At 66.2% G+C, this 13,456-nt stretch carries 9 protein-coding genes and 2 pseudogenes; 6 read left to right on the top strand and 5 right to left on the bottom strand.

From position 1 onward, the window contains the following. Positions 1 to 26 precede the first annotated feature (26 nt). The gene (locus tag ACF66B_RS10820; protein WP_111431145.1) at positions 27 to 1,784 is read left to right on the top strand and encodes a pentapeptide repeat-containing protein; all 1,758 of its coding nucleotides are present in this window, start codon (positions 27 to 29) and stop codon (positions 1,782 to 1,784) included. A 93-nt stretch (positions 1,785 to 1,877) separates the two neighbouring features. On the opposite strand, the gene aspS is transcribed toward ACF66B_RS10820, so the two are convergent. Beyond that, positions 1,878 to 3,659, bottom strand: coding sequence for an aspartate--tRNA ligase (aspS, locus tag ACF66B_RS10815; RefSeq protein ID WP_111431146.1), 1,782 nt, complete (start codon positions 3,657 to 3,659; stop codon positions 1,878 to 1,880). A gap of 309 nt (positions 3,660 to 3,968) precedes the next feature. Between aspS and ACF66B_RS10810 the strand changes: the two genes are divergently transcribed. Then, on the top strand, positions 3,969 to 5,252 hold the full coding sequence (locus ACF66B_RS10810; protein WP_111431147.1) for a cyclopropane-fatty-acyl-phospholipid synthase family protein: 1,284 nt from the start codon (positions 3,969 to 3,971) through the stop codon (positions 5,250 to 5,252). Positions 5,253 to 5,264: 12 nt separating this feature from the next. Here the strand turns inward: ACF66B_RS10810 and ACF66B_RS10805 are convergent, their stop codons facing one another. After that, entirely contained in the window at positions 5,265 to 5,909 is a 645-nt protein-coding gene (locus ACF66B_RS10805; RefSeq protein ID WP_162683371.1) for a type II CAAX endopeptidase family protein, read from the bottom strand. 193 nt (positions 5,910 to 6,102) lie between these two features. Here ACF66B_RS10805 and carB point away from each other — a divergent pair, with 193 nt between their 5' ends. Then, a complete protein-coding gene (gene carB / locus ACF66B_RS10800; RefSeq protein WP_111431149.1) occupies positions 6,103 to 9,360 on the top strand; it encodes a carbamoyl-phosphate synthase large subunit in 3,258 nt (1,085 codons plus the stop codon). A gap of 97 nt (positions 9,361 to 9,457) precedes the next feature. Further along, entirely contained in the window at positions 9,458 to 9,985 is a 528-nt protein-coding gene (locus tag ACF66B_RS10795) for a cell wall hydrolase (protein WP_162683372.1), read from the top strand. A 15-nt stretch (positions 9,986 to 10,000) separates the two neighbouring features. Here ACF66B_RS10795 and ACF66B_RS10790 read toward each other — a convergent pair whose 3' ends face one another. The 3 genes and pseudogenes from ACF66B_RS10790 to ACF66B_RS10780 form a co-directional block, all read right to left on the bottom strand. Continuing rightward, on the bottom strand, positions 10,001 to 10,597 hold the full coding sequence (locus tag ACF66B_RS10790; protein WP_111431151.1) for a HupE/UreJ family protein: 597 nt from the start codon (positions 10,595 to 10,597) through the stop codon (positions 10,001 to 10,003). A 104-nt stretch (positions 10,598 to 10,701) separates the two neighbouring features. Then, a pseudogene (locus ACF66B_RS10785) lies at positions 10,702 to 11,031 on the bottom strand (L-serine ammonia-lyase, iron-sulfur-dependent, subunit alpha); the annotation flags it as partial. 40 nt (positions 11,032 to 11,071) lie between these two features. Then, positions 11,072 to 11,134, bottom strand: a pseudogene (locus ACF66B_RS10780) (hypothetical protein); the annotation flags it as partial. A 171-nt stretch (positions 11,135 to 11,305) separates the two neighbouring features. Here ACF66B_RS10780 and rpiA point away from each other — a divergent pair. Together rpiA and gor are read left to right on the top strand one after the other, a co-directional pair. Beyond that, a complete protein-coding gene (rpiA, locus tag ACF66B_RS10775) occupies positions 11,306 to 12,067 on the top strand; it encodes a ribose-5-phosphate isomerase RpiA (protein WP_111431152.1) in 762 nt (253 codons plus the stop codon). Between the two features lie 22 nt (positions 12,068 to 12,089). Beyond that, a complete protein-coding gene (gene gor / locus ACF66B_RS10770) occupies positions 12,090 to 13,442 on the top strand; it encodes a glutathione-disulfide reductase (RefSeq protein ID WP_111431153.1) in 1,353 nt (450 codons plus the stop codon). The last annotated feature ends 14 nt before the right edge of the window (positions 13,443 to 13,456 follow it).

Here is a 13,456-nt window from a genome sequence, read left to right as displayed (position 1 = left end):
TCAGGCGCGGAGGCTCCCCGCGGATTATGACCGGCATGTTCCGGGCCGACCACACCGGCCTCACCCTCCACCTGCCCCTCCCCGAGGCGCTCCCGACCCTCCTCTGGGCCGCCGGCGCAGCGCTTGCGCTCTTCATCACCCTCGTGGCGATCCGGCATATCAACCGGCAGGGGATCACCAAGGCATGGCGCGGAACGCTTGGTTTCCTGAAGCGCCATTACCTTGCACTTTTGCTGCCGTTTGGAATCCTGGCCTTCACGTGGGCTGTCGTGACCTACGTGTGGCAGATCCCACTTCTCATAGGCCAGATGTTGCATCTGCTGAAGGCCGCTCTCAGGGCCGTCGAGGATGCGGACGCGAATACAACAACCGTCGAGAACATCCGTACCATCGCCTACACCTTCGCGGCCCTTGCCGGGATGCTCGCGATCCTCGCCACCATCCCGTTCCAGCTCGTCCGCGTCTGGATCAACGAGCGCACCGCCCGCACCCAGGAAGCCAACCTCACCACCTCGCTCATCAACACCGCCGTCGAGGGCCTCGGCGCCGAGAAGAAGATCAGCCGCATCGGCCGCCCGGTCCGCTTCACCTCGAAGGGCGCGCCAGATCGCACCGAGATCGAATGGAAGGACAGGACGCCGCCCGCCCCGCGCGAAGGCGAAATGGCGGACCCCGGCGAGTGGAAGACCTTCGAATCCACCCAACCCAATCTCGAGGTCCGCATCGGCGCGATCCTCACGCTGGACCGCATCTCCCGCGAAAACCCCGGCGAACACATCCGCGTCATGGACATCCTCTGCGCCTACATACGCGAGAATGCCCCGGCGAGCGAGGCGCCCGGCCACGATCTCGGCGACTGGCCGGCTTACCCCGAAAACCCGACTCGAGAAGATCTCGAGCACCGCGACGAGATGCGGCGGCAGCGGGGCAAAAGGCTTAAGGCCTGGAGTATGGGGCTGCCCCCGGCACGCACGGACATTCAGGTGGCTCTCGAGGTCATCGGGCGCCGGGACTCCGAGCGGATCGCGCACGAGGAGGCCCGGGTACGGCGCGGCGACGAGAGCGAGAAGGGCTACCGCCTCGACCTCCGCCACACGAACCTGCGTCGCCATGATCTCGCCCATCTCGACCTCCGCAAGGCGGACCTTAGCGGGGCACATCTGGAGGGGGCGGGCCTTTGGAGGGCGCATCTGGAGGGGGCGCTCCTCTTCGGGGCGCGTCTGGAGGGGGCGGACCTTTGGAGGGCGCGTCTGGAGGGGGCGGACCTTGGCGGGGCGCATCTGGAGGGGGCGGTCCTTAGCAGGGCACATCTGGAAGGGGCGGACCTTGGCGGGGCACATCTGGAGGGGGCGGACCTTGGCGGGGCGCATCTGGAGGGGGCGGATCTCAGCTGGGCGCATCTGGAGGGGGCGGACCTTAGGAGGGCCGATCTCAAGTCGGCAAACTGGGCGGGTGCTCACACCGGCTCACCCGCCCAGTTTGCCGATTTTCGAGGTGCCAGGGATCTGACGCAAGAGCAACTCGATCAGATGATCGGTAACGAAATGACGCTCCTGCCCAAGGATGAGGGCACCCTCACCATCCCCTCCTGCTGGAGGGGCGCGCCCGCATTCCTCGATGCGAAGATCGCGAACATGCCAGATGTGGGGGGTGGCCGGCGCGCTCCGGAAAAGGTCCGCGCCGAATTCCTCTGCCCGCCCGGCGAAGAGCCGAAGCGCACCGGCACCCGCCTGCCCCTCGACGCGGCCTATCCCGAGGGTCATCCGCTGAAGGGACGCGGTTGACCGGCCCGCGTTAACCTCTCAATCCTGAGAAGTTTGCTTGCCATATGGAATCCATACGCATTCCATATGGTTTCCAGATCGCCGGACGCGGCCTTAATCCCTTGGGATCATCCGCAGTCCGAGCTCGCGGAGCTGTTCGTTGGTGGGCTCCGACGGTGCCCCCATCATCAGGTCCTCGGCGCGCTGGTTCATCGGGAACATGATGACTTCACGGATGTTTTCCGCCCCGGCCAGCAACATGACGATGCGGTCCACACCCGGCGCGATGCCGGCGTGCGGCGGTGCGCCGAACTTGAAGGCCGAGAGCATGCCGCCGAAATGCGCATCCACGTAGTTCCGGTCATATCCCACGATCCGGAACGCCTCATACATGATCTCCGGCCGGTGGTTTCGCACCGCGCCCGAGCTCAGCTCCACGCCGTTGCAGACGATATCATACTGATAACCCAGGATTTCCAGCGGGTCCTGCGACTGCAGCGCCTCGAGCTCGCCCTGCGGCATCGAGAAGGGGTTGTGGCTGAAGTCGAGCTTGCCCGTCTCCTCGTCCTGCTCGTACATCGGGAAATCGACGATCCAGCAGAGCTCGAACCGGTCCTCGTCGGTGAGGCCAAGCTCGCGCCCGATCTGGTCGCGCGCCTTGCCCGCCACCGCCTGGAACTGCGCGGGCCGGCCGGCGAGGAAGAAGACGGCGTCGCCTTCACCCAATCCCAACTGTTCCCTGATAGCTTCGGTGCGTTCCGGCCCGAGCGCCTTGGCGACCGGCCCCGCGGCTTCCATGCCGCCGTCGTCCTGGGCGCGCCAGAAGATGTAGCCCATGCCGGGAAGGCCTTCGGATTGCGCGAAGGCATTCATCCGGTCGCAGAACTTCCGGCTTCCGCCGCCGGGCGCCGGGATCGCGCGTACTTCGTTGCCGGCCTTTTCGAGCAGCGAGGCGAAGATCTTGAAGCCCGATCCGGCGAAATGCTCCGAAACAATCTGCATTTTCAATGGGTTGCGCAGGTCCGGCTTGTCGGAGCCATACCAGAGCATCGAATCGCGATAGGCGATCCGCGGGAAGGTGCCCGTCACCGGGCGCCCGCCGCCGAACTCCTCGAACACGCCGCGCATCACCGGCTCGATCACCCCGAAGACATCCTCCTGGGTGGCGAAACTCATTTCCATGTCAAGCTGATAGAACTCGCCGGGCGAACGGTCCGCCCGCGGGTCCTCGTCGCGGAAGCAGGGTGCGATCTGGAAATAGCGGTCGAAGCCCGCGACCATGATGAGCTGCTTGAACTGCTGCGGCGCCTGCGGCAGCGCATAGAACTTGCCCGGGTGCAGGCGGGAGGGCACGAGGAAGTCGCGCGCGCCCTCGGGGCTCGAGGCGGTCAGGATCGGCGTCTGGAACTCGGTGAAGCCCGCCGCGACCATCGAGGCGCGCAGCTTCGCGATAACCTTCGAGCGCAGCACGATATTCTGGTGCAGACTGTCGCGGCGCAGGTCGAGGAAGCGATACTTGAGCCGGGTTTCCTCGGGGTATTCCACGTCGCCAAAGACCGGCAGCGGAAGCTCCTCGGCCGCGCCCAGCACTTCCATGTCGCGGATGTAGACCTCGATCTCGCCGGTCGCGAGCTTGGGGTTCACGAGCTCCGGCGCGCGCGCCTTCACGGTGCCGTCGATGCGGATCACCCATTCGGACCGCACCTTCTCGATGCCGGCAAAGGCCGGGCTGTCGCTGTCGGCCAGCACCTGGGTGATGCCGTAGTGGTCGCGCAGGTCGATGAAGAGCACGCCGCCATGATCGCGCACCCGGTGAACCCAGCCCGACAGGCGGACCGTTTCGCCGACATTCGCGCTCGAAAGCTGGGCGCAGGTGTGGGTGCGATAGGCGTGCATGGGAAACCTCGGATACTGGCGCGGCCTTCCGCGCGAGACGGCTCTTACACGCGAGCGATGGTCCGGCGCAAGGCCGCGGGCGCCGCTTCGGGGGCAGTGCGGGGCGGGTGAGTCGGGCGCGGGCGGGCCGGAGCGGGCGGCCAGGGCGGGCCTCCACTGGTATTTCATTGCCGAAAAACCGGACGGCGGCGAAAGATTCTGCTCCTGAGACAGGCAGGCGAGAGGCTATTTGCCATGCTGCCGCGGGGTCTCTTGGCGCAAGGGCCGCGTTGACTTACCCTCGACGGGGACAACGAGAATTCGCCTGTGATGCTTGAGAAACTTTTCCTCAAGGCGGTGCAGGGGCATTTCAAGGAGGGGGCCCTCACCGTCACATTGCCGTCCGGCGCGAGCGCGCGCCTCGGTGACGGAAGCGGCGCCCCTGTACATGTGCATATCCGGGATACGGGCGCGATCCGCGCGATGTTTGCCGATCCCAACCTCGGCGTGCCGGAGATGTATATCGCGGGCCGGCTAACGCTGGAGGAGGGCGATGTCTACGATCTCGTGGAGCTTGCCAAGCGCAATGGCGGCGCACAGCTTGCCACCCCGCTCGCGAAGCTCCTGCACCGCTGGCGGCGCTTCCGGGAATCGCCCCGGCTGAAGGCGATCAATCCGCGGCGCGCACGGGCCAATGTCGCGCATCACTACGATCTCGACGAACGCCTCTACCGCCTCTTTCTCGATGGCGACATGCAGTATTCCTGTGCCTATTTCGAGCATCCCGGCGTGCCGCTCGAGGTGGCGCAGCTCGCCAAGAAACGGCTGATTGCCGCGAAGCTCTGCGTGAAGCCCGGCGCCAGGGTGCTCGACATCGGATCGGGCTGGGGCGGCATGGCGCTGTACCTCGCGCAGGTCTGCGACGCCAAGGTCGTCGGCATCACGCTGAGCGAGGAGCAACTCCGGGTCTCGCGCAGCCGTGCCGCGGCGCTCGGTCTCTCCGATCGGGTGGAGTTCCGGCTGCAGGACTACAGGCTGGTCGAGGAGAATTTCGACAATATCGTATCGGTCGGCATGTTCGAGCATGTAGGCTTGCGCCACTACCCGGACTACTTCGATGCGGTCGCGCGATTGCTGAAGCCCGAGGGCGTGATGCTGCTCCATTCAATGGCGCAGCGGCATCCGGAGCCCTACAACCACCCGTTCATCGAGAAATACGTCTTCCCCGACGGCTATATTCCGGCGCTTTCGGAGGTTCTGCCCGCGGTCGAGGCGGCGGGGCTTCTGGTGCGGGATACCGAGATCCTCTCGCTGCATTATGCCGAAACGACCAAGGCCTGGCGGGAGCGTTTCCTTGCCCGTCGCGAGGAGGTTCTGGCGCTCTATGACGAGCAGTTCCTCAGGATGTGGGACTTCTACCTCGCCGGTTCGGAAGTCTCGTTTCGGTATGACGCCATCCACGTCTTCCACCTCCAGCTCGCCCGCGAACAGACCGCCGTGCCGCTGACGCGGGCCTATATTCCCGACGCCATGGCGCGGCTGAAGGAGGCGGAACGCGCCGTGCCGGACTATGCTGCGCTCCACGAGATCTCGCAGTTCGCGCGCCACGGCTGACCCGGCCCGGGCTCAGCGCCCGATCGCGCCGTGATAGAAGAAGAGGCCGAGGCCGCTGGTGAAGACGAGCATGCCGCAGACCGAATGCAGCACGCTTGCCATCGGGAAGCCGCCCCGGCGCAGATAGGCCTCGGCGAAGAGCATGCCGCCAAGGGTCGCGAGCGGCACGGCGACCCAGTTCCAGTAGGCGAGATGGGCGAGGCCGAAGACCGCACCATTGATCCCGACCGCAATCCGCCGGTCGGGGAAGAGCGCGCCGTAGCGGCGGAAGAAGAGCACGCGGAACATCACCTCCTGCGGCAGCGCCGAAAGCCAGGGATAGAGCAGGAGGATCGCGATCCAGAGCCCGGTCGCGAAGCGCGGCAGCGCCAGCGCCTGGCCAGGCAGGAGCAGCCAGACGAGGGCGCCGAGTGCGAGGGAGACGGCAAGCGCGACGCCGACGATGAGCCGGACGTCGAGCCCGCGCCAGCCCTCGAGCAGCTCGCTCCAGGAAAACCCCGGCGTGCGGGCGAGCATCAGGAGGGCGAGTGCCGTGGCCCCGAGAAAGCCCGCGGGCAGCAGCACGGAGGGGAGTGCGAGGGCAAAGACCACGGGCAGCCCGACATAGAGGAGGAGAAACTCCGCCCGGCGCCACCGAAGATCCGCCGCATCCGTCATCGGCCCGCTTCCCTCACCTCTGCCCGCCTGCGCGCGGATGGCGCAACATCGGCGGCTTGTGGACGCCGGCCGGGCCGAAGGGTCTTGCACCGCCCGAGGTGCCATCTATAACCACGGCGATTTACCGAAGTAAGGGGCGAATCCCGTCCCCCCGTTTTGCTGTGCGAAGCGGGCCAGTCGTGGCGAGGCCAAGATGCCGAAAAGAGAAGATATCCGCTCGATCATGATCATCGGAGCGGGACCGATCGTGATCGGCCAGGCCTGTGAGTTCGACTATTCCGGCGCGCAAGCCTGCAAGGCACTTCGCGAGGAGGGATACCGGGTCGTCCTGGTAAATTCGAACCCGGCCACGATCATGACCGATCCCGACATGGCGGATGCAACCTATATCGAGCCGATCACGCCCGAGATCGTTGCGAAGATCATCGAGAAGGAACGCCCCGACGCGCTCCTGCCGACCATGGGCGGCCAGACCGGCCTCAACACCGCTCTGAAGCTCGCCGACATGGGCGTGCTCGACAAGTTTAATGTCGAGCTGATCGGGGCGAAGCGCGAGGCGATCGAGAAGGCCGAGGACCGCGCGCTCTTCCGCGAGGCGATGGAGCGGATCGGGCTCGAGAACCCGAAGGCGACGATCGCCGAGTCGATCGAGGACGCCATGGCCGCGATCGAGACCGTGGGCCTTCCCGCGATCATCCGCCCCGCCTTCACCCTCGGCGGTACCGGCGGCGGCGTGGCCTACAACCGCGAGGATTACGAGCGCATCTGCAAGACCGGCCTCGATGCAAGCCCGGTGAGCCAGATCCTCATCGACGAGAGCCTGCTCGGCTGGAAGGAATTCGAGATGGAGGTGGTCCGCGACAAGGCGGACAACTGCATCATCATCTGCTCGATCGAGAACATCGATCCGATGGGCGTGCACACCGGCGATTCGATCACTGTCGCCCCGGCGCTGACGCTCACCGACAAGGAATACCAGATGATGCGCAATGCCTCGATCGCGGTCCTGCGCGAGATCGGGGTGGAAACCGGCGGCTCCAACGTCCAGTTTGCCGTGCAGCCTGAAACCGGTCGCCTCGTTGTCATCGAGATGAACCCGCGCGTCTCGCGCTCCTCGGCGCTCGCGTCCAAGGCGACCGGCTTCCCGATCGCCAAGATCGCCGCGAAGCTCGCCGTCGGCTACACGCTCGACGAACTCGACAACGATATCACGCAGGTCACGCCCGCGAGCTTCGAGCCGACCATCGATTATGTGGTCACCAAGATCCCGCGCTTTGCCTTCGAGAAGTTCCCCGGCGCCGAGCCGCTGCTCACCACCGCGATGAAATCGGTGGGCGAGGCGATGGCGATCGGCCGGACCTTCCACGAAAGCGTGCAGAAGACGCTCTGCTCGCTCGAGACCGGCCTGACCGGCTTCGACGAGGTCGAGATCGACGGTGTGGGCGAAGGAACGCCCCTGGCGGAGGTGAAGGCGGCCGTCACCAAGGCGCTCTCGCTCCGCACGCCCGACCGGCTGCGCGTCGCGGCGCAGGCGATGCGCCACGGGCTCAGCGATGACGAGATCGCGGCTGTCACCGCCTACGATCCCTGGTTCCTCGCCCGGATCCGCGAGATCGTCGACGAGGAAGCCCGCCTGCGCGAGGAAGGTCTGCCGCGTTCGGAGGCCGAACTGCGCCGGCTGAAGATGATGGGCTTCTCGGACGCCCGCCTTGCGACGCTCACCGCGCGGACGGAAACCTCGGTGCGCGCCGAGCGCCAGCGCTTCAACGTGCGCCCGGTCTTCAAGCGGATCGACACCTGCGCGGCCGAGTTCGAGGCGCAGACACCTTACATGTATTCGACCTACGAGGCCGATGCGATGGGCTTCACCGAATGCGAGGCGCGCCCGAGCGCACGCAACAAGGTGGTGATCCTTGGCGGCGGCCCGAACCGGATCGGGCAGGGCATCGAGTTCGACTATTGCTGCTGCCATGCCTGCTTCGCGCTTTCGGATGCGGGCTACGAGACCATCATGGTCAACTGCAACCCCGAGACGGTTTCGACCGACTACGACACCTCCGACCGGCTCTATTTCGAACCCCTGACGCTCGAGAACGTGCTCGAGATCCTGCGGGTCGAGCAGGAGAACGGCACGCTCAAGGGTGTGATCGTCCAGTTCGGCGGCCAGACGCCGCTGAAGCTTGCCAATGCGCTGCACGATGCGGGTATCCCTATCCTCGGCACCAGCCCCGACGCGATCGATCTCGCCGAAGACCGGGAGCGCTTCCAGCAGCTCCTGATGAAGCTCGAGCTCAAGCAGCCGGTGAACGGACTTGCCCGCTCGCCGCGGGAGGCCGAAGAGGTCGCGAAGCGGATCGGCTATCCGCTGGTGATCCGCCCCTCCTACGTGCTGGGGGGCCGGGCAATGGAGATCGTGCGCGATGACGCGCATCTTCAGCGCTACATCTCCGAGGCGGTGCATGTCTCCGGCGAGAACCCGGTGCTGCTCGACAGCTATCTGACCGGCGCGGTCGAGGTCGATGTGGATGCGATCTCCGACGGCATTGATGTGCACGTCGCAGGCGTGATGGAGCATATCGAGGAAGCGGGCGTGCATTCGGGCGACAGCGCCTGCGCGCTTCCGCCCTATTCGCTCTCGCCCGAGACCGTCGATCTGCTGAAGGAGCAGACCCGTGCGCTGGCGCTGGGCCTCAACGTCGTCGGGCTGATGAACGTGCAGTTCGCGATCAAGGACGGAGAGATCTTCGTTCTCGAGGTGAACCCGCGCGCTTCGCGCACCGTGCCCTTCGTGGCGAAGGCCGTCGGCTCGCCGATCGCCGGCCTCGCGGCGCGGGTGATGGCCGGCGAGCCGCTTGCGAACCTGCCGGTGAAATCGCCGGACATTTCCCATATCGCGGTGAAGGAAGCGGTGATGCCCTTCAACCGCTTCCCCGGCGTCGACACGATCCTTGGCCCGGAAATGCGCTCGACCGGTGAGGTCATGGGGCTTGACCGGAGCTTCAGCCGCGCCTTCCTCAAGGCACAGCTCGGGGCGGGCACCGCGCTGCCGACGCAGGGCACCGTGTTCGTTTCGGTCAAGGACAGCGACAAGGACGAGCTCATGCTCGAGGCGGCCCGCATCATGACAGGGCTCGGCTTCAAGCTTGTGGCGACCGGCGGCACGGCAAGCTTCCTGACGGAAAATGGCATCGCGGCCACGCGGGTGAACAAGGTCTATGAAGGCCGCCCCGACATCGTCGACCTGATGAAGGACGGCGGGGTGCAGGTGGTCTTCAACACGACCGAAGGCGCCCAGTCGATCGCCGACAGCCGCGAGATCCGTGCGCTCGCGCTCTCGGGCAAGATCCCCTATTTCACCACGGCAGCCGGATCGCGCGCGGCGGCGCTCGCGATGCAGAACCGGCTCGATGGCGAGCTCGAGGTCATGGCGCTGCAGGAACTCCAGGCCTGAGGCATCGGCGGATATCCGCCGATGCGAGTTCAATTGCAGAACGGTTAACGCGGTGGCACGTTGGTTCCCGAGGGTTGTATCCGAGGGGGACTTACCAATGCGCTACCGCGTCGTCCTGCCGCTTGTCGCGCTTCTGGCCATCATTCCGGCCGCCGTCATGATGAACGTGCCGCTGCGTCTCGTGCACGCGCCGATCGTGCCAGCTCCGCTTGCCCGTCCGGTCATGCCGACCGAGGCGCCCGGAGGCGAGCCGATCGCGGCAGCGACGCGCTGTCTTGCCGAGGCGGTCTATTTCGAGGCCCGGGGCACAAGCGCCAAGAGCCGCGCGGCCGTGGCCCATGTCGTGGTCAATCGTGCGCTGAGCCCGGATTTCCCCGATACGGTCTGTGCCGTCGTGCGGCAGGGCTGCCAGTTTTCCTATAATTGCGACGGAAAACCGGAGGTGCTGGCCGACCGGAAGAGCCGGGACAAGGCGATGGAAACCGCCCGTGCGGTCCTCGCGGACAGGATCCCCGATCCGACAGACGGCGCGCTCTTCTATCATGGCCGTTCGGTCAAGCCGGACTGGTCCGACGCATTCCAGCAGACCAGCGAGCTGGGCGGCCATATCTTCTACCGATACTAGGCCGCCGGGAGGGCTTCAGATGGCTCCCGCGAGGAAGCTCGCGCCCGCGATGGCGATCAGACCAGCAGTCGCGCGCGCCGCGATCTTGCCGGCAGGGTTGCGCCCGAGCAGGCCGAGGCCAAGCCCTGCGGCGTGCAGCATCGCCGTTGCCAGGAGGAAGCCGGCCGCATAGCTGGCCCAGTGCGCGCCCGCTGGCATTTCAGCGCCATGGGCGGCGCCATGAAAGAGCGCGAAGACCCCGACGGCGCCGGAGGCGAGCCAGACCGGCGCACGCAGCGCCAGCGCGGTGCAGAGACCGATCACCAGAACCGAAGCCGCAATTCCCGTTTCGAGCGCCGGAACGGCAAGCCCCGCGGCGCCAAGCCCGGCGCCCGCGGCCATCGCCGCCGGAAAGGCGAGCGGCAGGGCAAGGACGGCTCTTCCGCCGAGGAATGCCGCCCAGAGGCCCACGGCGACCATTGCTGCGAGGTGGTCGGCGCCAAGCAGCGGGTGCAGAAAGCCCGCGCCGAAGCCGCTGCCTTCGGGATGGCCGGTGTGTGCAAAGGCCGGGGCGGCGAGCGCGCAGGTCAGGGTGGCGAGGCCGACGCGATGCAGGATGGCGCGGGAGCTCATGGGCGGATACCTCCGGTCTCAGGGATGTTGCGAGACATCTTGAGGGGAGGGGGAGGCCTGTCAATCGCGCGGCGCCGCTTCTTCGGGCAGCATTCCGCAAACGCTCAACAATTGGGCACATTGATCGCGAGGCCGCCCAAGGATGTCTCCTTGTGCCTTTCGTCCATGTCGCGACCGGTCTGCCGCATCGTCTCGATACAGGCATCAAGGCTCACCAGATGCCAGCCGTCGCCCCGGAGCGCGAGGGAGGCGGCCGAGACGGCCTTGATCGCCCCGAGCCCGTTGCGCTCGATGCAGGGCGCCTGCACCAGTCCGGCGATCGGGTCGCAGGTCATGCCGAGATGGTGCTCGAGCGCGATCTCGGCTGCGTTCTCGATCTGGCGCGGCGTGCCACCCAGCACGGCGGCGAGCCCGGCAGCGGTCATCGCCGCCGCGCAGGGCTTCGAGGAAGCGGCCGGCGGCAACCATCGGCCCCATCTTATGGCTCGAGGATGGCCGGATGCCGACCTTGAAGATATCGAAGACGCTGAGGAACATGACGCTCCGCCCCGTGGTGCGAAGGCTTCGATCCTGGGGCGAAAAGCTGGCGTCGCACGCGGCGAATAGCGACATTCGCGGGCGATCGTGCGCCGCTTCGGGCCGGAATGCGCCTTCCGGTCCCCCGTCAAAGCGCCTATAAATCGCCGGTGTTTCCTCGGGAGGGACCCCATGTCGAACAGCCTGTCACCCGCCGACATTGCGAAAAGCAGCGCCGCGCGCAGGGCGTTGGAGTTGGTGGAGTCGGGCATGACGCTTGGGCTCGGCACCGGCTCGACCGCCGCGTGGTTCGTGCGTCTTCTGTCCGAGCGGATCCGCGCCAACGAGCTCGCGGTCGTCGGTGTCGCGACCTCCAGCACCACCATGTGGCTCGCCCGCGAGCTCGGTGTGCCGCTCAAGTCCCTCGACGAGGCGGGCACGATTGACATGACCGTCGACGGCGCGGACGAGTTCGATGTGGCGCTCAACCTCACCAAGGGCGGCGGGGCCGCGCTCCTTCAGGAGAAGATCGTCGCCTCCGCCAGCCGCCGCATGGTGGTGATCGCCGACCGCGGCAAGCAGGTCGAGCATCTGGGCGCCTTTCCCCTGCCCGTCGAGGTTGTCCGCTTCGGCCATCGGGTGACGGAGGCGGCCATCGCGCGCACGCTGCAGGATCTGGATGTGGACGGGCGGGAGATCAGCCTGCGCATGTCCTCGGGGCACCCGCTGGTGACCGACGAGGGGCATCACATCCTCGACCTTCACCTCGGCCGCATCGGCGATCCGCCTGCGCTTGCCCGCGCTCTCAGCCAGTTGCCGGGCGTTGTCGATCACGGACTTTTCATTGGCATGGCAGATGCCGTGATTATCGGTGATGAAAACGGCGAGAGTGAGTTGATCGAGCGAAAGTCGATATTAGATCTGGGCGAGCAAATGCGAAACGAAGACGCCTGAACCGGAGCCGAGAACGCGTGAAATGACTGATTTCGACTTCGACCTTTTCGTGATCGGCGGCGGGTCGGGTGGTGTTCGCGCTGCGCGCATTGCAGCCCAGCATGGCGCGCGCGTCGGCCTTGCCGAGGAATATCGCTACGGCGGCACCTGCGTCATCCGTGGCTGCGTTCCGAAGAAGCTGATGGTCTACGCCAGCGGGTTTCCCGATGCCTTCGAGGATGCCGCAGGTTTCGGCTGGACGGTCGGGCCGCGAAGCTTCGACTGGTCGCGGCTGATCGCGGCCAAGGATGCGGAGATCTCGCGGCTCGAGGCGATCTATCACGGCAATCTCCAGAAGACGGGCGTACAGGTCTTCGGTGCCCGCGCGCGGCTCGAGTCGCCCCACGAGATCACGCTCGCGACCGGTGCGCACTACAGCGCGAAGCATGTGCTGATCGCGACCGGCGGAACGCCTTTCGTTCCGGAGATTCCGGGCGCGGAACTCGGCATCACCTCGAACGAGATCTTCGACCTGGAGACGCAGCCACGGCGCATGATCATCGTCGGCGGCGGCTATATCGCCTCAGAATTCGCCGGGATCATGAACGGGCTCGGCACCCATGTCCGCCAGCTCTACCGTGGCGACCAGATCCTGCGCGGCTTCGATCAGGACATCCGTGATCACGTCGCCGATGCGATGCGGGCGCGCGGCGTGGTGGTCGAGATCCAGCGCGACGTGGTTACGGTCGAGAAATCCGGCGACGAGCTCGAGGTCACGCTCGACAATGGTGAATGCCACCGGGTCGATCAGGTCATGTTCGCAACCGGGCGCGTGCCGAACACGTCCGGGCTCGGGCTCGAAGCTCTCGGGGTGAAGCTCAAGGGCAATGGCGCGATCGTGGTCGATGAATGGTCCCAGACCTCCGTGCCGTCTGTCTATGCCGTGGGCGACGTGACCGACCGGGCCGCGTTGACACCGGTTGCGATTCGCGAGGGCCATGCCTTCGCCGATACGGTTTTCGGCGCGCGGGCGGTCCGGCCTGACCACCGGCTGATCCCCACGGCGATCTTCACCCAGCCCGAAGCGGGAACCGTCGGGCTCACCGAGGCCGAGGCACGCGCGGCGGGTGAGGTCGAGATCTATCGCTCCGTGTTTCGCCCGATGCTGAATACGCTTGGCGGCCGGCCCGAGCGCATGATGATGAAGCTCATCGTCTCCAAGGCGGACCGCAAGGTACTGGGTTGCCATATCGTCGGCCATGGCGCGGGCGAGATGGCACAACTTGTCGCGATCCCCATGCGGATGGGCGCGACAAAGGAAGACTTCGACGCCACCATGGCGGTGCATCCCACGGCGGCCGAAGAACTGGTCACCATGCGCTCGCCGGTTGAATGACGGATTGATTTAAC

Origin of the sequence: Amaricoccus sp. B4 (genome assembly GCF_043226085.1) — a bacterium.
GTDB lineage: Bacteria > Pseudomonadota > Alphaproteobacteria > Rhodobacterales > Rhodobacteraceae > Amaricoccus.
Note: the sequence above shows the minus strand (reverse complement) of the source record. Positions and strands in the feature narration are given on the sequence as shown.

Bases quoted from the DNA above. Each gene is read 5' to 3' on its own strand.
- ACF66B_RS10820 (WP_111431145.1), top strand. From the start codon at position 27: ATGACCGGCATGTTCCGGGCCGACCACACCGGCCTCACCCTCCACCTG.
- aspS (WP_111431146.1), bottom strand. From the start codon at position 3,659: ATGCACGCCTATCGCACCCACACCTGCGCCCAGCTTTCGAGCGCGAAT.
- ACF66B_RS10810 (WP_111431147.1), top strand. From the start codon at position 3,969: ATGCTTGAGAAACTTTTCCTCAAGGCGGTGCAGGGGCATTTCAAGGAG.
- ACF66B_RS10805 (WP_162683371.1), bottom strand. From the start codon at position 5,909: ATGACGGATGCGGCGGATCTTCGGTGGCGCCGGGCGGAGTTTCTCCTC.
- carB (WP_111431149.1), top strand. From the start codon at position 6,103: ATGCCGAAAAGAGAAGATATCCGCTCGATCATGATCATCGGAGCGGGA.
- ACF66B_RS10795 (WP_162683372.1), top strand. From the start codon at position 9,458: ATGCGCTACCGCGTCGTCCTGCCGCTTGTCGCGCTTCTGGCCATCATT.
- ACF66B_RS10790 (WP_111431151.1), bottom strand. From the start codon at position 10,597: ATGAGCTCCCGCGCCATCCTGCATCGCGTCGGCCTCGCCACCCTGACC.
- rpiA (WP_111431152.1), top strand. From the start codon at position 11,306: ATGTCGAACAGCCTGTCACCCGCCGACATTGCGAAAAGCAGCGCCGCG.
- gor (WP_111431153.1), top strand. From the start codon at position 12,090: ATGACTGATTTCGACTTCGACCTTTTCGTGATCGGCGGCGGGTCGGGT.